We start from the raw sequence: 19,436 nt of genomic DNA, 5'->3' as shown, positions 1-19,436 counted from the left end.
CAGCCCCGCGGGATTCGCTCCCTGGAGCGATAGCGATGGGCCAGGCGGCTCCGGACAATGCCAGGCGGAGAATCCAAGGCAATGATGGTGACAGAGATGCGCAGCCCAACCCGCGGCCTGATCGTGGTCCTTGCCCTGGTACTCGGCCTGGACGCCCTGGCGTCGGCCGCCGATCTCATGGAGACCGGCGACCTGGGGCAGGCGCCCGCAGCCGGGCGCGAAGCCGCCATCCGCCAGCTCGGCGTAGGCAACCAGGCGCTCATCGACCAGCGTGGCACCGCGCTGCGCGCTCAGGTCGCCCAAAGCGGCGCTGCCCAGGAAGCCCGCATCCTGCAGGATGGCACTGAACTGAGCGCGGTCATCCTCCAGGGCGGCTACGGCAACGTGGCGCGCATCGAGCAGGTCGGCAGCGGCAACCAGGCCGACATCCTGCAACTCGGCGTCCAGGGCAACGCCCGCATCGAACAGCACGGCTCGGGCCTGTCCAGCCGCATCGTCCAGTACGGAAGCAACCAGAACACGGTGGTACGTCAGTACCGCTGATGGCACTCATGGAGATCAGACAGATGTTTCTACTCAGGCCCCTGGCCGCCCTGACGCTGGCCCTCGTGGCGGCCAACGCCCTTGCCCAGAACAGCACCGCCACCGTCCAGCAGGATGGCAACAGCGGCACCATCACCCTGGACCAGAGCGGTCCCGGCAACAGCGCGTCGCTCTATCAGCTGCAGGGCGAAGGCAATGCGATCAGCGTGGTCCAGACCGGCGCCAGCAGCGCCACCATCACCCAGGGCGGCGATATCTACGGCTACGCCCAGGGCAACGTGGCGAACCTGCGCCAGGAAGGCGGCAGCAACGTCCATACCCTGGCCCAGGACGGCTTCGGCAACCAGGCCAGCATCACCTCCGTAGGCAGCAACAGCGGCGCCCTGGTCCAGTCGGCCTCCAGCGCCCAGCTGACCCTGGAGCAGAATGGCGACAACAACCAGGTGCGGGTCGACCAGAGCGGCGATGCCGTGACGGCCACCCTCAGTCAAACCGGCACCGACAACCGCATCGACCTGACCCAGCAGGGCTACTCGGTCGACACCGTGGAGCTGACCCAGCGCGGCCAGGCCAACGTCGCCACGGTGCTCTCCTCCGGCAAGTTCAACGAACTGAGCTTTACCCAGGACGGCAATCGCAACACCCTGAACGTCAACCAGGCCGGTCGCGGCAATCGCTTCAGCGGCAGCTCCACCGGCGACGATAACCTGGCCAGCGTCACGGTCCAGGGCGACAGCAACCAGACCAGCATCGTCCAGACCGGCAACGGCAACGAAGCGCGTCTCGACGTCACCAGTGCCATCAGCACGGCCAGCGTCAGCCAGGTCGGCGACAGCAACCGCGCGAGCATCCTGCAGACCTCGGCCAACTTCAACGGCTTCAACGACAGCGCGCAGATCTCGCAGAGCGGCTTCGGCAACAGCGCCACCATCAACCAGCGGTGAAACCCGTCGCCTGGCTAATCGCGGCCCTCCTGCCCCTGGCGGGCGGCGCCGCGGCCAGCGCCCGCCTGGAGCTGCAGCCGCAACCGGCGGGCGCTCAGGTGGAGCTGTGCTTCGCCGGCGAAGACGCACCCCTGCGCTACGAACTCATCGTCGAATTGCACGGCCCGGGGGGCGTCGCCCGCACGCGCCAGGCCGGCGAGGCCAGAGGTGACGGCTGCCCGGTGATCACGCGCCTGGGCGCGGCGCCAGGCAGCCTGATCGAGGCCAGGCTGAGTTGGCAGCGGCAGGGCCAGGCGCAGCCCGCCATCGAGCGACGCCTGCAGCTGTAGCTCGGCACAGAGGTTTCACGTGGAACCCCGGGCTACAGGGTCAGCGGCAATTCCAGCGGGGTCTGCTGCCGCGCCGCCAGGCGCTGCTGGAATTCGGCCGGATCATGGATCAGCACGTCCTGACCGGCAAAGGCCTGAGCGGCGATCAGGCGTGACAGCCAGAAGCGTACGCAGGCGACCCGCAGCAGCACCGGCCACAATTCGGCTTCGCGCGGCGTGAAGTGGCGGTCGGCGGCATAGGCTGCCAGCAGCGCCCGGGCGCGTGGCAGGTCCAGCGCGCCGCTCTCGGTGGAGCACCAGTCGTTCACCGTGATGGCGAGGTCATAGAGCATCCAGCCGGAACTGGCGTTGTAGAAGTCGATGACGCCCGACAGCCGGGGGCCGTCGAACATCACGTTGTCGCGGAACAGGTCGCCGTGCAGATTGGCCTCGGGCAGCGGCGGCTGCTCGCTCAGCAACTCGCGGATCTCCGCCAGGGTGCGCTCCAGCAATGGCCGGGCGGTCGCGTCCAGGGTCGGCGCCAGGCGCTCACCTTCGGCCAGCATCCAGGCCAGGCCGCGATCACTGGCGCGTTCGATGCGTTTTTCACCCGCAGTGGCCCGGTGCAGATGGCCCAGCAGGTGGCCGACTTCGCTGCAGTGATGGGGATTGGGCACACGCTCGTGGCGACCGGCCAGGCGCGGTTGCAGCAGCGCCGGCTTGCCGGCCAGTTCGCGCAGGGCCTGGCCATCCTGGGTGCGCACCGCATAGGGCACCGGCAGGTCGGCGTCGTGGAGGACGTCGAGCAGTTCGATGAAGAACGGCATCTCCGCCACCGGACCGCGCTCCACCAGGGTCAGGACGAATTCGCCGCCTTCCAGGCTGATGAAGTAGTTGGTGTTTTCCGAGCCCTCGGCGATGCCCCGGAAATCCCGCAGCCGGCCCAGGCCATAGGGCGCGAGAAAGGCTTCGAGGGTGGGACGATCGAGGGGCGTGAAAACGGACATGACGGGGCCTGGCGGAGGAATGTGCGAGCGGCGCGCAGTTTACCGGTCCAGGCGCCTTGCGCCTACCAGCTGAACAGGCGCCAGCTGGGGACGTGCAGGGTCGGCTTGTCGTTGGCGGCGGTGCTGCTGCCATCGGCGGGCACCAGTTCGTAGGGCGCGCCATGCTTGGGGATGACCCGGGTGGACTGCAGCACGCCGCGGATGCGCGTCTCCTCGATGGTCTGGTCGCCGGCCTGATAGCGGATCACCTTGATCTCGTCAGGCAGGGGCTTTTCGCCCGGTGGCAGCGGTTCCGCGGCCTGGACCAGCGGCGCCAGCAGCAACGCGGCGAAGAGGAAGCGACGAGCACCCATGGTAACCTTTGACCTTTTGAACGGAGCGAGTGGTCGATTCTAGAACCCGGCCTTGCAGTCGTCGAGACTGGCCGGACAGACGCCGCACACGCCACGACAAAGGTTTAGACCATGAGCCACGCCCCTCTCGTCCTGGTGGACGGTTCCTCCTATCTCTATCGCGCCTTCCACGCCCTGCCGCCGCTGATGACCTCCACCGGCAAGCCGACCGGCGCGGTGAAGGGCGTGCTCAACATGCTGCTCTCGCTGCGCCGCCAGTATCCGGACAGCCTCTTCGCGGTGGTCTTCGACGCCAAGGGCCCGACCTTCCGCGACGAACTCTTCGCCGACTACAAGGCCCAGCGACCGGCCATGCCCGACGACCTGCGCGGCCAGGTCGAGCCGCTGCACGCCTGCATCCGCGCCCTGGGCCTGCCGCTGCTGGCCGTCGAAGGGGTGGAAGCCGACGACGTCATCGGCACCCTCGCCCGCCACTGCGCCAGCGCCGAGCGCCCGGTGGTGATCTCCACCGGCGACAAGGACATGGCCCAGCTGGTCTGCCCCTACGTCACCCTGGTCAACACCATGAGCGGCAGCGTGCTGGACGTGGAAGGGGTCAGGACCAAGTTCGGCGTGGGTCCGGAGCTGATCATCGACTACCTGGCGTTGATGGGCGACAAGATCGACAACATCCCCGGGGTACCCGGGGTGGGCGAGAAGACCGCCGCCGGCCTGCTCAATGGCATCGGCGGTGGCCTGGATACCCTCTACGCCAACCTCGACGCGGTGGCCGCCCTGCCCTTGCGCGGCGCCAAGTCGCTGGCCGCCAAGCTGGACCAGCATCGCGAGCAGGCCTATCTGTCCTATCAGCTGGCGACCATCAAGCTGGACGTGCCGCTGGACCTCACCTTCGAGGAACTCAAGGTCGGCGAGCCCCATGTGGAAGCCCTGATGGCGCTCTACCAGGAGCTGGAATTCAAGTCCTGGCTGGATGAGCTGATCCGCGACACCAAGCGCCAGGGCGCGCCGCTGCCGCTGGCCGAGGATGCCGCCACCACCCAGGTGGAAACCCATTACGACACCGTGCTGGAGCAGGCCGACTTCGACGCCTGGCTAGCGCGCCTGCAAGCCGCCGACTGCTTCGCCTTCGACACCGAGACCACCAGCATCGATGCCCAGCGCGCCGAGCTGGTGGGCCTGTCCTTTGCCGTGGCGCCGGGCCAGGCTGCCTATGTGCCCCTGGCCCACAGTTACATGGGCGCGCCGACCCAGCTCGGTATGGAGCCGGTATTGGCGGCGCTCAAGCCGCTGCTGGAAGACCCGGCCAAGCTCAAGGTCATGCAGCACGGCAAATACGACCTCAATGTGCTGACCCGCTACGGCATCACGATCCAGGGCATCGCCTTCGACACCATGCTCGAATCCTATGTGCTGGACGCCACCGGCACCCGGCACGACATGGACAGCCTGGCGCTCAAGTACCTGGGCCACAGCACCATCCGTTTCGAGGACATCGCCGGCAAGGGCGCCAAGCAGCTGACCTTCGACCAGATCGCCATCGAGCAAGCCGGGCCCTATGCCGCCGAGGATGCCGACGTCACCCTGCGCCTGCATGAGACCCTCTGGCCCAGGCTGGAGGCCGTGCCGGGCCTGGCCGCGGTGCTGCGCGACATCGAGATGCCGCTGGTGCCGGCGCTGGCGCGCATCGAGCGCAACGGCGCCCTGGTGGATTCGGCGCTGCTCGGGGTGCAGAGCCGCGAGCTGGGCGAGAAGATGATCGCCCTGGAAAAGGAGGCCTATGAGCTGGCCGGCCAGGAATTCAACCTGGGTTCGCCCAAGCAGCTGGGCGAGATCCTCTTCGTCAAGCTGGGTCTGCCGGTGGTCAGCAAGACCGCTTCCGGCCAGCCCTCCACCGCCGAGGCGGTGCTGCAGGAACTGGCCGACCAGGACTTCCCGCTGCCCAAGGTGCTGATGCAGTACCGGCAGATGAGCAAGCTCAAGAGCACCTACACCGACAAGCTGCCGCAGCAGATCAATCCGCGCACTGGGCGCATCCACACCAGCTACCACCAGGCGGTGACGGCTACCGGGCGGCTGTCGTCCAGCGACCCGAATCTGCAGAACATTCCGATCCGCACTGCCGAGGGCCGGCGCATCCGCCAGGCCTTCGTCGCACCCCAGGGCTATCGCCTGCTGGCGGCGGACTATTCGCAGATCGAATTGCGCATCATGGCCCACCTGGCCCAGGACGAAGGCCTGCTGCACGCCTTCCAGAACGATCTGGACGTGCACCGCGCCACCGCCGCCGAGGTGATGGGCGTGCCCCTGGAAGAGGTCAGCAACGAGGACCGTCGCCGCGCCAAGGCCATCAACTTCGGCCTGATCTACGGCATGAGCGCCTTTGGCCTGGCCAAGCAGATCGGCGTCGGCCGCGCCGAGGCCCAGGCCTATATCGATCGCTATTTCCAGCGCTATCCGGGCGTGCTGGCCTACATGGAGCGCACCCGCGCCCAGGTGGTGGACCAGGGCTACGTGGAGACCCTCTATGGCCGCCGGCTGTACCTGCCGGACATCCACTCCAAGAACCAGGGCCTGCGTCGCGCGGCCGAGCGGGCGGCGATCAACGCGCCCATGCAGGGCACCGCGGCTGACATCATCAAGCGCGCCATGATCGCCGTGGACGCCTGGCTGCAATCGACCCCCGAGCTGGATGCCCGGGTGATCCTGCAGGTACACGACGAACTGGTGCTGGAGGTCCGCGAGGACCAGGTGGAGCTGCTGCGCGAAGGCCTGCTGCCGCTGATGAGCGGCGCCGGCGAGCTGGACGTGCCGCTGCTGGTGGAGTCGGGGGTGGGTGGTAACTGGGACGAGGCGCACTGATCAGTACGCCTGACTGGGTTTGATCGCGGCCATGGCGGTCCGCCAATGCGGCCGCTTCTACTGGTTTAGATCTCACTGTAGGAGCGGCCCATGGCCGCGATTCAGACACCGTAGCTTGGAAACGGAACAGCCATTTCCATCTGAGGCTTGGGTGCCGCGCCTCCCCTCACCCCAGCCCTCTCCCAGAGGGAGAGGGGGTGATTCGGAGCGCGGCCTCGACACCGTGGCTCCGTAGCGTGGAAAACGGCGCAGCCTTTTCCACCTGAAACTCAGGTGTTAAGGGCGCCCTCACCCCAGCCCTCTCCCAGGGGGAGAGGGGGCGGTTTGGAGCGTGGCTTCGACACCGTGGCTCCATAGCGTGGAAAACGGCGTAGCCTTTTCCACCTGAAACTCAGGTGCCAAGGGCGCCCTCACCCCAGCCCTCTCCTAAGAGGAGAGGGGGCGGTTTGGAGCGTGGCTTCGACACCGTGGCTCCATAGCGTGGAAAACGGCGCAGCCTTTTCCACCTGAAACTCAGGTGCCAAGGGTGCCCTCACCCCGGCCCTCTCCCTGAGGGAGAGGGGGTTACAACTTCAGCGTACTACCCCTTCCTCGCGCAATACCTTGAAGATGGCGGCCGCGGCCGCTTCCGGGGTCAGGTCCTTGAGGACCTGGCCGCCGTCGCCGGAAGCCTTGGCCGTGGCGGCCTTGAAGCGGTCGGCGGCGGTCTTGGCCTTGATCACCTTGAGGCGCTTGGGGCGGGCCTTGGCGGGCTGCAATTCGCCGCTGTCGAACAGGCTGTCCTGCACGATCTCGGTGGTCTCCACCTGCAACTCGCCCCGCCGGGCGGGGCCGAAGGCGCTTTGCCGCGGCGCCGGGGCGGCGCTGTCGACGCTGGCGACGAAGGGCAGCCGTACCCGCAGGCGCCGCCGCTGACCACGCGGCAGGGCCTGGAGCACCGTGGCCTGGCCACCTTCCACGGCTTCCACCGCGGCGAGGCCAACCACCAGCGGCCAGCCAAGGGTCTCGGCCAGCAAGTAGGGCAGCAAACCCGAGCCTTCGCCGGTTTCCGCCTGGCTGCCGGTCAGCACCAGGCCGGCGCCGACGTCGCGCAAGGTATCGCCGAGGGCTGGCAGGGCATCGGCGCCTGGCGGTTGTTCCAGTACGTGCAGGGCCGGCACGCCCATGCCCAGATAGCCACGCAAGGCCTCTTCGGCGGGATCACCGGCGTGCAGCACGCGCAGCCTGTCGCCCACCAGGCGCAGGCCCAGTTCGACGGCGCGGGCATCCTGTTCCGCCCGCCGGGCCCGTCCGGAGGTAGGGTGGGCGCCGACGGAGACCAGGGCCACGACCTTGACGCCGTCCAGCGACGGCAGCTTCTGCTCAGGCGACATCCTGCAACTCCCCTGCCCGCTGTTGTTCGACCAGCCGCGCCAGGGCGGCCAGGATGGCGTCACCATTGCCGATCACCGAAAGATCGGCGCGCTTGACCATGTCGCAACCCGGATTGGTATTGATGGCGATGACCTTGTCGCAACTGGCGATGCCCTGCAGATGCTGCACGGCGCCGGAGATACCCACGGCCAGATAGACCCGCGCGGTGACCCAGGTCCCGGTCGCACCTACCTGACGATTGCGCGGCATATGGCCATCGTCCACCGCCACCCGCGAGGCGCCCTCGGTGGCACCGAGGATGGCGGCGGTGCTGTGGAACAGATCCCAGTCGCGGATGCCGTTGCCACCGGAGAGGATGAATTCCGCTTCGCCCAGGGGAATCTGCATGGGGTCCACCGCAACCGGGCCGAGGTCCTCGATGCGCGGCAGGTGGCGGGCGATGTTGCCGCCGAGGGTGACCGGCAGGACCTCGTGACGGGTCTCGCCGACCGGCTCCGCGCACTCCGGCAGGGCCAGCACCAGGCGCGGCAGCGGCTGCTGCAGATCCTGGCGACCGGCACCGGCGCGGCCGGTGGCCAGACCGTCCTTGACCTGCCAGACGCGGGTGGCGGGACGCTCGTGCAGGGCCGCGCCCAGGCGCCGACCCAGTTCGCCGCCACCACTGCGGCTGTCGGGCAGCAGCCAGTGACGCGGCTGCAGTTCATTGTCTACCGCGCGCAGCGCCAGCACCCGCTGCTCGGGGGCATAGCCCTGGAATTGCTCGCCGTCCAGATGCAGCAGGCGATCCACGCCGGCGGTATCGAAGGCGGTTTCCTTGACCTCGCCGAAGACCACCGCCAGCACGGCGCCCTCGGCGCCGGCCAGTTGCCGGGCCAGGCCCAGCAGGTCGCGGTCATGGGCGGTCAGGCGACCGCTGACCAGGTCCGGAACCACGGCGATGTGGAAGGCCGGTTCGGCGATCCGGTGCAGCGGCAGCTGTTCTTCCACCGCCTGGGCGGCGCCACGGCGGCCGCCGCCCTGCTGGGCGCCGCTGCGATCGATCCGCTTGACGCCCTGGGGGCCGACGAAACCGGCCGCCGCGGCATGGGGATTCTTGCGGACCAGGCCATTGGGGCCCATCCAGCGGACTTCGGCCTCGGCGCTGCTGGCGATACTGGCGTGCAGCGGATGCAGACGGTTGCGCGCGATCCACTCGCGGCGCGGATCGCGACGGATGATGCTCATGCTGGGCGCTCCGTTTGGAAATGGCCGGTGAGGTGCGCGGTGGGCCCCTCACCCCAGCCCTCTCCCCTGAGGGGAGCGGGGGTAAAAGAAAAAAGCGGCAGGCCTGCCAGATGGCTTTTCCCGGTGCTACAGGCGAACGCCAGAACTGGCCGGACACCGGTAGCCATCCCCTCTCCCCTCGGGGAGAGGGCCAGGGTGAGGGGGCTACCAAACCCACTCACGACAGCGCCTCCGCCACCGGCCGCCGCGCAGCCGCAGGCTTGCTGTCCACCGGCGCCTCGACGATGGCCTCGGCCACCAGTTCGGCGATGTCCTTGATCTCCGGACGCGGGGCGACCACGCCTTCCAGCATCAGGGTGCACTGGGGGCAGCCCACGGCCACCAGCTCGGCGCCGGTTTCCTTGATGTCGGCCATGCGCATGTCGGGGATCCGCTGCTTGCCGGGGATGTCGGTGATGGGGGCGCCACCGCCACCGCCGCAGCAGCGCGAACGGAAGCCGGAACGCTCCATCTCCTTGACCGCGATGCCCAGCGCCTTGAGCACCGCGCGCGGCGCCTCGTACTCGCCGTTGTAGCGGCCCAGATAGCAGGGATCGTGATAGGTGATGGTGGCGCCCTGCTCGGCCAGGGCGTGCTGGCCGAGGTGCAGGGTGCCGCGGCTGAGCAGGGTCTCGATGAAGGTGCTGTGGTGCTGCACCTGGTAGTTGCCGCCCAGGGCGCCGTATTCGTTCTTGAGCACATGGAAGCTGTGCGGATCGCAGGAGACGATGGTCTGGAAGCGATACTTGCCCAGGGTCTCGATGTTGCGTCTGGCCAGTTGCTGGAAGGTCGCCTCGTCGCCCAGGCGACGGGCCACGTCACCGCTGTCGCGCTCTTCCAGGCCGAGCACGGCGAAGTCCACCTTGGCTGCCTTGAGCACCTTGACGAAGGCGCGCAAGGTGCGCTGGTTGCGCATGTCGAAGGCACCGTCGCCGACCCAGAACAGCACCTCGGCCTGGCCCTTGTCCTTCATCAGCGGCAGGTCCAGGTCGGCGGCCCAGTTCAGGCGGCCACCGGGGGCGAAGCCGCCGGGGTTGTCGGTGGCGATGAGATTTTCCAGCACCTCGGCGCCCTTGTTCGGCGTCTCGCCGCGTTCCAGGGTCAGGTGCCGGCGCATGTCGACGATGGCATCGACGTGCTCGATCATCATCGGGCATTCCTCGACGCAGGCGCGGCAGGTGGTGCAGGACCAGAGGGTCTCGGCATCCACCAGGGCCTTGCCCTGGCGCGCCACGATCGGCAGGTGCGGACCGCCGGCGTGCTCGCCGACCGGCTTGCCCGGATAGGGCGAGCCGAAGTAGCGGGCATCGCTGCCGCCCTTGAGGCCGACGACCATGTCCTGGATCAGCTTCTTGGGATTGAGCGGCTGGCCGGCGGCGAAGGCCGGGCACATGGCTTCGCAGCGACCGCACTGGACGCAGGCGTCGAAGCCGAGCAGCTGGTTCCAGGTGAAGTCGGCGGGTTTTTCCACCCCCAGCGGCGCCTTGGGATCGTGCAGGTCCAGCGCCTTGAGACCGCTGGAGCGGGCGGCGCTGGCGTTGTGCGGGGTGCTGAAGCGCTCGGCGCGACGGTGCCAGGCCAGGTGCAGGGCACCGGCGAAGGCGTGCTTGATGGGACCGCCCCAGGTCATGCCGAGGAACAGTTCGGACACGCCCCAGGCCACGCCCACCGCCAGCACCGCGGCCAGCAGCCAGCCGCCGAAGTCCGGCGGCAGGATGCCGGCGACCGGCAGGGTGGCGATGAAGAAGCTCGCGGCAAAGGCCAGCAGGCTCTTGGGCAGGCGCATCCAGGGGCCCTTGGACAGCCGCGCCGGCGGATTGCGGCGGCGCCTGGCGACGAACAGGGCGCCGGTGAACATGCAGGCGGTGGCCGCCAGCAGCGCCCAGCCGAGGATGCGGCTGTGCAGGCCGAAGCCATGCACCAGGATGGCCAAGAGCGCCGCCAAGACGAAGCCGCCAGCGGTGGCCACGTGGGTCTTGGAGATGTACTTGTCGCGGTCGACCACGTGGTGCAGATCCACCAGGTAGCGCCGCGGCATCTTCAGCAGCCCGCCCAGCCAGTCGACCTCGGCCGGACGCCCCTGTCGCCAGAGACTGAAGCGGCGCACGGCACCGATCACGGTGAGGGCCAGGGCGGCGAAGAGCAGGATGGGGAGGATGGTACTGAGCATTGCGGGTCTCCCTACGGGACCTCGGGTGGCGGCGGATCACCTCCTCTCCCTGGGGAGAAAGCCGAGATGGAGAGCCCGCTTTGACGCCAAGGCGTCAGCTGGGCCCCTCACCCCCGCCCTCTCCCTCAGGGAGAGGGGGCTGTCCGTGCCGACCGGACGTTGCGAACCCTCACGGGGCGTGTCTTAGAAGTCCTTGCACAGGCGCAGGGCGTCGTAGATGGCGGCGTGGGTGTTGCGCTGGGCCACGCAGTCGCCGATCCGGTAGAGCAGGTAGCCGTTGCCGGTCTCGCCCAGCGCCGGCTGCGGCTCGATGGCGAACAGCGCCTCGATGTCCATCTGGCCCTTGTTGCGCGAGTCTTCCTTGAGGGCGTAGTAGAGCCCCTCGTCCGGGCGCACGCCGTTCTCGATGACGATCTGGTCGACCACGCGCTCTTCGCGGGCGCCGGTGTATTCGTTCTCCAGCACCGCGACCTTCTTGTCGCCCTCGGCGTAGACCTTTTCCAGCATCAGGTCGCCGGTCATGATCACTTCCTTGGGATAGAGGCTGCGGTAGTAGGTCGGGAAGGTGGTCCCGCCGATGGCCACGCCCGGCTTGATGTCGTCGGTGACGATCTCGACCTGGGCGCCCTTGTCGGCCAGGTAGTCGGCCACCGACATGCCGGTGAATTCACAGATGGTGTCGTACACCAGCACGTTCTTGCCCGGTTCGACCTTGCCCGAGAGGATGTCCCAGCTGCTGACGACCAGGCCGTCGGCGGCGTGCCAGTGGTCGACCTGTTCCAGGAAGGGATGGCCGCCGTTGGCGAGGATGACGATGTCCGGACGCAGGTCGAGGATGGTCGCCGGATCGGCGGCGGTGCCCAGGCGCAGGTCGATGCCCAGGCGCGCCAGTTCCAGCTGGTACCAGCGGGTGATGCCGGCGATCTGGTCGCGCTGCGGAGCGCGAGAGGCCAGGGTGATCTGGCCGCCGAGTTGCTCCTGCTTCTCGAACAGGGTGACGTCATGGCCGCGCTCGGCCGAGACGCGCGCGGCCTCCATGCCGGCCGGGCCGCCGCCGACGATGACCACCTTGCGCTTGGGCCCGGTGGACTTCTCGATGATGTGCGGCAGGCCCATGTATTCGCGGCTAGTGGCGGCGTTCTGGATGCACAGCACGTCGAGGCCGTTGTACTGGCGGTCGATGCAGTAGTTGGCGCCGACGCACTGACGGATCTGGTCGATCTGCCCCATCTTGATCTTGGTGATCAGGTGCGGATCGGCGATATGGGCGCGGGTCATGCCGACCATGTCGACATAGCCGCCTTCCAGGATACGGGTGGCCTGGTTCGGGTCCTTGATGTTCTGGGCGTGCAGCACCGGTACGTTGACCACTTCCTTGATGCCCGCGGCCAGGTGCAGGAAGGGCTCCGGCGGATAGGTCATGTTGGGGATGACGTTGGCCAGGGTGTTGTGGGTGTCGCACCCCGAGCCGACGACGCCGATGAAGTCGAGCATGCCGGTGTCGCTGTAGTACTTGGCGATCTGCTTCATGTCGTCGTGGGACAGACCGTCCGGGTGGAATTCGTCGCCGGTGATGCGCATGCCGACGCAGAAGTCGTCACCGACCTCGGCACGCACGGCCTTGAGCACCTCCATGCCGAATCTCATGCGGTTCTCGAAGCTGCCGCCCCATTCGTCGGTACGCTTGTTGACCCGCGGCGACCAGAACTGGTCGATCATGTGCTGGTGCACGGCGGACAGCTCGACGCCGTCCAGGCCGCCGGCCTTGGCCCGGCGGGCGGCCTGGGCGAAGTTGCCGATCACCCGCCAGATCTCTTCCGGCTCGATGGTCTTGCAGGTGGCGCGGTGCACGGGCTCGCGGATGCCCGACGGCGACATCAGGGTCGGCCAGTGGCCGCCGTCCCAGCGGGAGCGGCGCCCCATGTGGGTGATCTGGATCATGATCTTGGCGCCGTGCTTGTGCATGGCGTCGGCCAGATTCTGGAAGTGCGGAATGATGCGGTCGGTGGAGAGGTTGACCGAACTCCACCAGTGCTGCGGGCTGTCGATGGCGACCACCGAGGAACCCCCGCAGATGGCCAGGCCGATGCCGCCCTTGGCCTTCTCTTCGTAATACTTGACGTAACGCTCGGTGGTCATGCCGCCGTCGGTGGCATAGACCTCGGCGTGGGCCGTGGAGAGTACGCGGTTGCGGATGGTGAGCTTGCCGATCTGGATCGGCTGGAACATTGCTTCGAAGGCCATGACCTTCTCCTCGATCGGCTGGTGCGCGGTCTTGAGCCGCGCTCTTGCTCTGGGGTGGCGCTGGGGTGGCGGCGAGCGGGTCGGCGGCCACCCGGGGGCGGGACGTTACTTCGGCCGGGTGACGAACAGGCCGTCGTCATGGCCTTCTTCGGAACCGCTGTATTCCTGGACGGTGACGGTGCGGATGGCACTGCCCTTGGCGGCCAGGATCTGGTCGATGGCGCCGGAGAACCAGCCGGTGAACATGTAGTCGACCTTGCGATTGACCTTGCCGTAGACGTAGACGAAGGCGGAATGCTTGAGCTTGACCTCGGCATGGCCGGTGTCCAGATCGAGCTTCTGGGTCTCGAACAGGCCCCAGCCGCGCTGCGACAGGCGCTTCATGTAGTGCTCGAACACCGCGGCGCCGTGGATGCCATGGCACTCGGCTTCCTTCTCGCACCAGTGCCAGGCGGACTTGTAGCCGGCCTTGTAGAGGATCTCGGCGTATTTGTCGGCGCCCAGGACTTCTTCGATACCCATGTGGTTGTTGACGAAGAAGTGCCGGGGTACGTACAGCATCGGCAGGGCGTCGGTGGTCCAGACGCCGGTTTCGTCGTCGACCTGGATGGGCATTTCGGGGGCGTGGCTGGCCATGTGTGGAGCTCCGATTCGCTAATACGTATCTAAAAAAAGGTGTGGGTGAATGCCTGTGGAGCCGTAGCGAGCGCGCCGCTGACAAGGAGCCCCGCAGCGCCAGGTGAGAGCAGTACCGAGGTACGGCGAACCTGGCGCGAGGACGCGACGCCGCTAGCGGTGTGCGCAGTAGGCTCCAGAGGTATTCACTACTCGCCCCAGACTTCGCCGAGGATGCGCATCCAGTTCTCGCCCATGACCTTGCGCACGGTGCGCTCGGGCATGCCGCGCTTGAGCAGGGTCTCGGTCAGGTTGGGGAATTCGCCCACGGTGCGGATGCCCAGCGGGTTGACGATCTTGCCGAAGTTGGTCAGGCGACGGGCGTAGCCCTTGTCATGGGTCAGCCACTCGAAGAAGTCATGGCCGTGGCCCTGGGTGAAGTCGGTACCGATGCCGATGGAGTCTTCACCCACCAGGTTCATCACGTACTCGATGGCCTCGGCGTAGTCGTCGATGGTCGAGTCGATGCCCTTGGCCAGGAAGGGGGCGAACATGGTCACGCCGACGAAGCCGCCGTGGTCGGCGATGAACTTGAGTTCCGCGTCCGACTTGTTGCGCGGATGCTCCTTCAGGCCGGACGGCAGGCAGTGGGAGTAGCAGACCGGCTTCTTGGATTCGAGGATGACTTCCTCGCTGGTCTTGGAGCCGACGTGGGAGAGGTCGCACATGATGCCGACGCGGTTCATCTCGGCGACGATCTCGCGACCGAAGCCGGACAGGCCGCCGTCACGCTCGTAGCAGCCGGTGCCCACCAGGTTCTGGGTGTTGTAGCACATCTGCACAATGCCCACGCCGAGCTGCTTGAAGATCTCGACGTAGCCGATCTGGTCTTCGAAGGCATGGGCGTTCTGGAAGCCGAACAGGATGCCGGTCTTGCCCTGGGCCTTGGCCTGGCGGATCTCGGCGGTGGTGCGCACCTGGACCACCAGGTCGCTGCACTCGCGGATCAGCTTCTGGCTCGCGGCGATGTTGTTGACCGTGGCCTGGAAGCCCTCCCATACCGAGACGGTGCAGTTGGCGGCGGTCAGGCCACCCTTGCGCATGTCTTCGAAGAGTTCGCGGTTCCACTTGGCGATGATCAGCCCGTCGATGACGATGCTGTCGGCGTGGAGTTCGGTGGCATTCATGACGGGCTCCGGCGTTGGTCTCGCGCCGGAACGGGTGCCGGCGATTCGAGGCCAGCATAGCCCCGGGGTCCTGGCCGACCGGATGCAAAAACGACAGGGGTATCACCAGAAGCGTCAGTGAGCGGGTCGGCCTACCCCGGCGGCAGGCCGGCAGCCGCCGCCACAAGCTCCGGCGCCGACGACCGGTGCGGCCGGTCTTCCCGCGGACTCAGGCCGAAGCGCTGGCGGTAGCAGCGGGAGAAATAGGACGCGGACTCGAAGCCGCAGGCCAGGGCGACGTCCAGCACGCTGGCCTCCCCCTGCTGCAGCAGCTGGCGGGCCCGGTCCAGGCGCAACTGCAGATAGAAGGTGGAGGGGGTCGTCTGCAGGTGGAGGCGGAACAGCCGCTCCAGCTGGCGGCGGGTCACCTGGATGCCGGCGGCCAGTTCCAGGGTGCCCAGGGGCGTCTCGGTGTGGCGCTCCATGCGCTCCACCACGCGGATCAGCTTGCGATTGGCGATACCGTAGCGCTGCGCCACCTGCAGCCGCTGGTGCTCGCGCGGCGGGCGAATGCGCCCGAGCACGAATTGCTCGGAGACCTGCACCGCCAGTTCGCTGCCGTGGCTGCGGCCGATCAGTTCCAGCAGCAGGTCGAGGCTGGCCGTGCCGCCGGCGCAGGTGATGCGGCCGCGGTCGATCTCGAACAGCTCGCCGGTCACCTCGAGCTGCGGCCAGGCTTCGCGAAAGGCCGCCACCGCCTCCCAGTGCAGGGTGATCCTATGGCCGTCCAGCAGCCCGGCACGCGCCAGCACCAGGGCACCGGTGTCGATCCCGCCCAGGGGATGGCCGTGGCGGGCGACCTGGCGCAGCCAGCTGGCGAGGCCGTCGTCGTAATGGGCCAGGGGCTCGAAACCGGCCACCACGAACAGGGTGGTGCCCGCTTCCAGGGCATCGAGGCCACTGTCGACATTGACCGACATGCCGTTGCTGGCGGTCACCGCCGCGCCCTCGCGACCGAGGATGCGCCAGCGGTAGCTGCCCGGGCGAAAGCGGTTGGCCACCCGCAGGGGTTCCAGGGTGGCGATGAAGCCCAGGGCGGAAAAGCCGGGCAGCAGGAGAAAGGCAAAGGACTGCGGCATGGGTGGGGCGTCCTCGGTAACGGTTGGCTTGGGCAAGCAAGAAGGTCGCCAGGGTGCAAATTCCGGTCGTCGGGCTGCACATGGCGGCGGGGCGAGGCGCCTAGGGTAGAAGGCAACCGGCAGTCATCCCCGCCCGCCGCCCCAGGGAGTTCGTCATGCCCAACAAGACCCTCAGTGCCACCCTCCTCGCCTGCGGCCTGCTGGCCGCCACCCTTGGCAGCGCCCGCGCCGCCGATCCCGACAGCTGCCAGACGGTACGGATGGGCATTGTCGGCTGGACCGACGTGGTCGCCACCAGCGCCCTGGCCGAGGTCATGCTCGAAGGCCTCGGCTACGGCGTGAAGCCGACCACCGCCTCCCAGCAGATCATCATGGCGGCCATGGGCGACAAGAATCTGGATGTGTTCCTCGGCTACTGGCAGCCGACCATGCAGCCGGTGGTGCAGCCCTTCGTCGACAAGGGCCAGGTCAAGGTACTCACTCCGCCGCTGCTGGCCGATGCCCAGTCCACCTATGCGGTGCCCGAGTACGTCTACGAGGGGGGCCTGAAGACCTTTGCCGACATCGCCCGCTTCAAGGACAAGCTCGGCGGCAAGATCTACGGCATCGAGCCAGGCAGCGGCGCCAACCGCGGCACCGCCGAGATGATCAAGACCGACCGTTTCGGCCTCAAGGACTTCCAGCTGGTGGAGTCCAGCGAGGCGGGCATGCTCACCGCCGTGCGCCGCGCCGAGAAGCGCAAGGAGTGGATCGTCTTCTTTGGCTGGAAGCCGCATCCGATGAACCTGCAGATCAAGATGCGCTACCTGACAGGCAGCGAAGACGTCTTCGGCCCCAAGGAAGGCCAGGCCACGGTCTCGGTGGTGACCACCGCCGACTATCCGCAGCGCTGCGCCAACGTCCAGCGCCTGCTCAGCAATCTGCACATGGACAGTGCCGAGGTCAGTGCCGTGATGGCGCCCATCCTGGAGCGCACCGCGCCCAAGGACGCCGCCCGCGCCTGGCTCAAGGACAACCCGCAACGCCTCGACGCCTTTCTCCAGGGCGTGACCACCCGTACCGGCCAGCCCGCCGCTCTCAAGCTCTGATCGCCCAAGGACAGACCCCATGAACACCGATGTCATCGTCACCTGCGCCCTGACCGGCGCCGGTGATACCGTAGGCCGCAATCCCCATGTCCCCGTTACCCCGGCGCAGATCGCCGCCGCCGCCCTGGAAGTGGCCCGCGCCGGCGCCACCGTGGTGCACGCCCATGTGCGCGATCCCGCCACCGGCAAGCCGAGTCGCGACGTGGCGCTCTATCGCGAGGTGGTCGAGCGCATCCGCGAGGCGGACACCGAGATCGTCATCAACCTCACCGCCGGCATGGGCGGCGACCTGGAGATCGGCCCGGGCGAGACGCCCACCGACTTCGGCCCCGGCTCGGACCTGGTCGGTCCCCTCACCCGCCTGCTGCATGTCGAGGAATTGCGTCCGGACATCTGCACCCTGGATTGCGGCACCCTCAACTTCGGCGATGGCGACTTCATCTATGTCTCCACCCCCGCGCAACTGCGCGCCGGGGCCAGGCGCATCACCGAACTGGGGGTGAAGGCCGAGCTGGAGATCTTCGACACTGGCCACCTCTGGTTCGCCAAGCAGTTGCTCAAGGAGGGCCTGCTGAAGGATCCGCTGTTCCAGCTGTGCCTGGGCATTCCCTGGGGCGCCCCGGCCGACACCACCACCATGAAGGCCATGGTCGACAACCTGCCGGCGGGCGCCTGCTGGGCCGGCTTTGGCATCGGCCGGATGCAGATGCCCATGGCCGCCCAGGCCATGCTGCTGGGCGGCAACGTCCGCGTCGGCCTGGAGGACAATCTCTGGCTGGACCGGGGCGTCCACGCCACCAACGGCAGCCTGGTGGAGCGGGTCATCCAGATCATCGAACGGCTGGGCGGACGCGCTCTGAGCCCGGCCGAAGGGCGGGACCGGATGCAGCTGGGAGGTGCCCGATGAGCGCCGTCTTCGCCGCCCTCGGCACCGGCGTGATCGGTGCCGGCTGGATCGTCCGGGCCCTGGCTCGGGGCCTGGACGTCCGTGCCTGGGACCCGGCACCCGGCGCCGAGGCCGCCCTGCGCATCCGCCTGGCCAATGCCTGGCCGGCCCTGGAGGCCCAGGGCCTGGCGCCCGGCGCCAGCCTGGAGCGCCTGAGCTTCCATACCGATCTGGAAGCCGCGGTGGCCACTGCCGACGTCATCCAGGAAAGCGCGCCCGAGCGTCTGGAGCTCAAGCGCGACCTGCATGCCCGGGTCAGCCGGGCAGCGCGGCCCGACGCCCTGATCTGCTCCAGCACCTCGGGTCTGCTGCCCAGTGACTTCTATGCCGACGCCCAGCACCCCGAGCGCTGCCTGGTGGGCCATCCCTTCAACCCCGTCTACCTGCTGCCGCTGGTGGAGGTGGTGGGTGGCAGCCAGACCTCGACGGCCAACCTGGAGCGCGCCGAGGCCTTCTATCGCGAGCTGGGCATGCGGCCGCTGCGGGTGCGCAAGGAGGTGCCCGGCTTCATTGCCGACCGCCTGCTCGAAGCCCTGTGGCGCGAGGCGCTGCACCTGGTCAACGACGGCGTCGCCACCACCGGCGAGATCGACGACGCCATCCGCTATGGCGCCGGCCTGCGCTGGTCGTTCATGGGCACCTTCCTCACCTACACCCTGGCTGGCGGCCCGGCGGGCATGCGCCACTTCATGCAGCAATTCGGCCCGGCACTGAAACTGCCCTGGACCTACCTGGAAGCCCCGGAGCTGACCGACGGCCTGATCGACGCCGTGGTCGAGGGCACCCAGGCCCAGCAGGGCGACCTGGAACTGGCGGCGCTGGAGCGCTATCGCGACGACTGCCTGCTGGCGGTGCAGGCGGCCATCGCCGACTGCAAGACACGCCACGGGATTCGGGACTAGGAGAAGGGTCATGCTGATCCACAGCACCACCGTCGCCCCCGAGTGGGTCGACTACAACGGCCATCTGCGCGACGCCTACTACCTGCTGATCTTCAGCCACGCCACCGACGCCCTGATGGACGCCATGGGCCTGGACGCCGCCGGCCGCGCCGCCAGCGGGCACTCGCTGTTCACCCTGGAGTGCCATCTCAACTTCCTCCATGAGGTGAAGGCGGACGCCCAGCTGGAGGTGCGGGTGAGATTCCTGGCGCTGGACGCCAAGCGGCTGCACCTGCACTTCGGGCTCCATCACCAGGGGCAGACCGAGCTGCTGGCCGCCTCCGAACAACTGCTCCTGCACGTCCATCTGGACGGCCCCCGCTCCGCGCCCTTCGCGCCGCGGGTACACGACTGGCTGGCGACCCAGCTGGCGGCGCAGCGGGACGCGCCCTGGCCAGAGCACGTTGGGCGGGTCATCGGCCTGCCGCCCGCGAGAAAATGACCAACGACCCCAAGGATCCAGCGGAGTCACCCTG

General features: G+C 68.0%; 17 protein-coding genes. 8 read left to right on the top strand and 9 right to left on the bottom strand.

Going from position 1 to position 19,436, the window contains the following annotated elements; translation table 11 throughout:
• Positions 1-96 precede the first annotated feature (96 nt).
• From PSEK12I1_RS0102415 to PSEK12I1_RS0102405, 3 genes are read left to right on the top strand one after another with little or no spacing between them, the layout of a single operon-like run.
• Entirely contained in the window at positions 97-543 is a 447-nt protein-coding gene (locus PSEK12I1_RS0102415; RefSeq protein WP_027600585.1) for a curli fiber surface-exposed nucleator CsgB, read from the top strand.
• A 23-nt stretch (positions 544-566) separates the two neighbouring features.
• Entirely contained in the window at positions 567-1,487 is a 921-nt protein-coding gene (locus tag PSEK12I1_RS0102410; protein WP_231501034.1) for a hypothetical protein, read from the top strand.
• The gene (locus tag PSEK12I1_RS0102405) at positions 1,484-1,816 is read left to right on the top strand and encodes a hypothetical protein (protein ID WP_027600583.1); all 333 of its coding nucleotides are present in this window, start codon (positions 1,484-1,486) and stop codon (positions 1,814-1,816) included. Before PSEK12I1_RS0102410 ends, PSEK12I1_RS0102405 begins: the two co-directional genes overlap by 4 nt.
• Before the next feature lie 32 nt (positions 1,817-1,848).
• Here PSEK12I1_RS0102405 and PSEK12I1_RS0102400 read toward each other — a convergent pair whose 3' ends face one another.
• Both PSEK12I1_RS0102400 and PSEK12I1_RS0102395 read right to left on the bottom strand, forming a co-directional pair.
• Positions 1,849-2,802 carry a homoserine kinase gene (locus PSEK12I1_RS0102400; protein ID WP_027600582.1) on the bottom strand — a complete coding sequence of 318 codons (954 nt, stop codon included), beginning with the start codon at positions 2,800-2,802 and terminating at the stop codon, positions 1,849-1,851.
• Positions 2,803-2,864: 62 nt separating this feature from the next.
• A complete protein-coding gene (locus PSEK12I1_RS0102395; RefSeq protein WP_027597317.1) occupies positions 2,865-3,155 on the bottom strand; it encodes a DUF2782 domain-containing protein in 291 nt (96 codons plus the stop codon).
• 111 nt (positions 3,156-3,266) lie between these two features.
• Here PSEK12I1_RS0102395 and polA point away from each other — a divergent pair, with 111 nt between their 5' ends.
• Complete coding sequence (polA, locus tag PSEK12I1_RS0102390) at positions 3,267-6,014, top strand: DNA polymerase I (protein ID WP_027600581.1); 2,748 nt, start codon at positions 3,267-3,269, stop codon at positions 6,012-6,014.
• Positions 6,015-6,586: 572 nt separating this feature from the next.
• On the opposite strand, the gene PSEK12I1_RS0102385 is transcribed toward polA, so the two are convergent.
• From PSEK12I1_RS0102385 to PSEK12I1_RS0102355, 7 genes are all read right to left on the bottom strand, one after another.
• Positions 6,587-7,387, bottom strand: coding sequence for an electron transfer flavoprotein subunit beta (locus tag PSEK12I1_RS0102385; RefSeq protein ID WP_037006600.1), 801 nt, complete (start codon positions 7,385-7,387; stop codon positions 6,587-6,589).
• Positions 7,377-8,612, bottom strand: coding sequence for an electron transfer flavoprotein subunit alpha/FixB family protein (locus PSEK12I1_RS0102380; RefSeq protein ID WP_027600579.1), 1,236 nt, complete (start codon positions 8,610-8,612; stop codon positions 7,377-7,379). Before PSEK12I1_RS0102380 ends, PSEK12I1_RS0102385 begins: the two co-directional genes overlap by 11 nt.
• A gap of 217 nt (positions 8,613-8,829) precedes the next feature.
• Positions 8,830-10,821, bottom strand: a complete 1,992-nt coding sequence (gene dgcB, locus PSEK12I1_RS0102375) for a dimethylglycine demethylation protein DgcB (RefSeq protein WP_027597313.1) — start codon at positions 10,819-10,821, stop codon at positions 8,830-8,832.
• Positions 10,822-11,004: 183 nt separating this feature from the next.
• Positions 11,005-13,065, bottom strand: a complete 2,061-nt coding sequence (dgcA, locus tag PSEK12I1_RS0102370) for a dimethylglycine demethylation protein DgcA (RefSeq protein ID WP_027597312.1) — start codon at positions 13,063-13,065, stop codon at positions 11,005-11,007.
• 105 nt (positions 13,066-13,170) lie between these two features.
• Complete coding sequence (locus tag PSEK12I1_RS0102365) at positions 13,171-13,701, bottom strand: DUF5943 domain-containing protein (protein WP_027597311.1); 531 nt, start codon at positions 13,699-13,701, stop codon at positions 13,171-13,173.
• A 188-nt stretch (positions 13,702-13,889) separates the two neighbouring features.
• Complete coding sequence (locus PSEK12I1_RS0102360; protein ID WP_027597310.1) at positions 13,890-14,867, bottom strand: dipeptidase; 978 nt, start codon at positions 14,865-14,867, stop codon at positions 13,890-13,892.
• A gap of 131 nt (positions 14,868-14,998) precedes the next feature.
• Positions 14,999-15,985, bottom strand: a complete 987-nt coding sequence (locus PSEK12I1_RS0102355) for a GlxA family transcriptional regulator (RefSeq protein WP_027600578.1) — start codon at positions 15,983-15,985, stop codon at positions 14,999-15,001.
• Between the two features lie 155 nt (positions 15,986-16,140).
• Between PSEK12I1_RS0102355 and choX the strand changes: the two genes are divergently transcribed.
• From choX to PSEK12I1_RS0102335, 4 genes are read left to right on the top strand one after another with little or no spacing between them, the layout of a single operon-like run.
• Complete coding sequence (gene choX, locus PSEK12I1_RS0102350) at positions 16,141-17,073, top strand: choline ABC transporter substrate-binding protein (protein ID WP_027600577.1); 933 nt, start codon at positions 16,141-16,143, stop codon at positions 17,071-17,073.
• 19 nt (positions 17,074-17,092) lie between these two features.
• Positions 17,093-17,980: a 3-keto-5-aminohexanoate cleavage protein gene (locus PSEK12I1_RS0102345; protein WP_027600576.1), complete on the top strand. Its 888-nt coding sequence runs from the start codon at positions 17,093-17,095 to the stop codon at positions 17,978-17,980.
• Positions 17,977-18,921: an L-carnitine dehydrogenase gene (locus PSEK12I1_RS0102340; RefSeq protein ID WP_027600575.1), complete on the top strand. Its 945-nt coding sequence runs from the start codon at positions 17,977-17,979 to the stop codon at positions 18,919-18,921. The genes PSEK12I1_RS0102345 and PSEK12I1_RS0102340 overlap by 4 nt, the downstream gene beginning before the upstream one ends.
• Before the next feature lie 10 nt (positions 18,922-18,931).
• Positions 18,932-19,402, top strand: a complete 471-nt coding sequence (locus PSEK12I1_RS0102335) for a thioesterase family protein (protein ID WP_027600574.1) — start codon at positions 18,932-18,934, stop codon at positions 19,400-19,402.
• Positions 19,403-19,436: the final 34 nt, after the last annotated feature.

This window comes from Pseudomonas sp. MOIL14HWK12:I1 (genome assembly GCF_000510705.1).
Lineage (GTDB): Bacteria > Pseudomonadota > Gammaproteobacteria > Pseudomonadales > Pseudomonadaceae > Chryseomonas > Chryseomonas oryzihabitans.
Note: the sequence above shows the minus strand (reverse complement) of the source record. Positions and strands in the feature narration are given on the sequence as shown.

Excerpts from the sequence above, each read along its gene's own strand:
- PSEK12I1_RS0102415 (WP_027600585.1), top strand. The coding sequence starts at position 97 with ATGCGCAGCCCAACCCGCGGCCTGATCGTGGTCCTTGCCCTGGTACTC.
- PSEK12I1_RS0102410 (WP_231501034.1), top strand. The coding sequence starts at position 567 with ATGTTTCTACTCAGGCCCCTGGCCGCCCTGACGCTGGCCCTCGTGGCG.
- PSEK12I1_RS0102400 (WP_027600582.1), bottom strand. The coding sequence starts at position 2,802 with ATGTCCGTTTTCACGCCCCTCGATCGTCCCACCCTCGAAGCCTTTCTC.
- PSEK12I1_RS0102395 (WP_027597317.1), bottom strand. The coding sequence starts at position 3,155 with ATGGGTGCTCGTCGCTTCCTCTTCGCCGCGTTGCTGCTGGCGCCGCTG.
- polA (WP_027600581.1), top strand. The coding sequence starts at position 3,267 with ATGAGCCACGCCCCTCTCGTCCTGGTGGACGGTTCCTCCTATCTCTAT.
- PSEK12I1_RS0102385 (WP_037006600.1), bottom strand. The coding sequence starts at position 7,387 with ATGTCGCCTGAGCAGAAGCTGCCGTCGCTGGACGGCGTCAAGGTCGTG.
- PSEK12I1_RS0102380 (WP_027600579.1), bottom strand. The coding sequence starts at position 8,612 with ATGAGCATCATCCGTCGCGATCCGCGCCGCGAGTGGATCGCGCGCAAC.
- dgcB (WP_027597313.1), bottom strand. The coding sequence starts at position 10,821 with ATGCTCAGTACCATCCTCCCCATCCTGCTCTTCGCCGCCCTGGCCCTC.
- dgcA (WP_027597312.1), bottom strand. The coding sequence starts at position 13,065 with ATGGCCTTCGAAGCAATGTTCCAGCCGATCCAGATCGGCAAGCTCACC.
- PSEK12I1_RS0102365 (WP_027597311.1), bottom strand. The coding sequence starts at position 13,701 with ATGGCCAGCCACGCCCCCGAAATGCCCATCCAGGTCGACGACGAAACC.
- PSEK12I1_RS0102360 (WP_027597310.1), bottom strand. The coding sequence starts at position 14,867 with ATGAATGCCACCGAACTCCACGCCGACAGCATCGTCATCGACGGGCTG.
- PSEK12I1_RS0102355 (WP_027600578.1), bottom strand. The coding sequence starts at position 15,985 with ATGCCGCAGTCCTTTGCCTTTCTCCTGCTGCCCGGCTTTTCCGCCCTG.
- choX (WP_027600577.1), top strand. The coding sequence starts at position 16,141 with ATGCCCAACAAGACCCTCAGTGCCACCCTCCTCGCCTGCGGCCTGCTG.
- PSEK12I1_RS0102345 (WP_027600576.1), top strand. The coding sequence starts at position 17,093 with ATGAACACCGATGTCATCGTCACCTGCGCCCTGACCGGCGCCGGTGAT.
- PSEK12I1_RS0102340 (WP_027600575.1), top strand. The coding sequence starts at position 17,977 with ATGAGCGCCGTCTTCGCCGCCCTCGGCACCGGCGTGATCGGTGCCGGC.
- PSEK12I1_RS0102335 (WP_027600574.1), top strand. The coding sequence starts at position 18,932 with ATGCTGATCCACAGCACCACCGTCGCCCCCGAGTGGGTCGACTACAAC.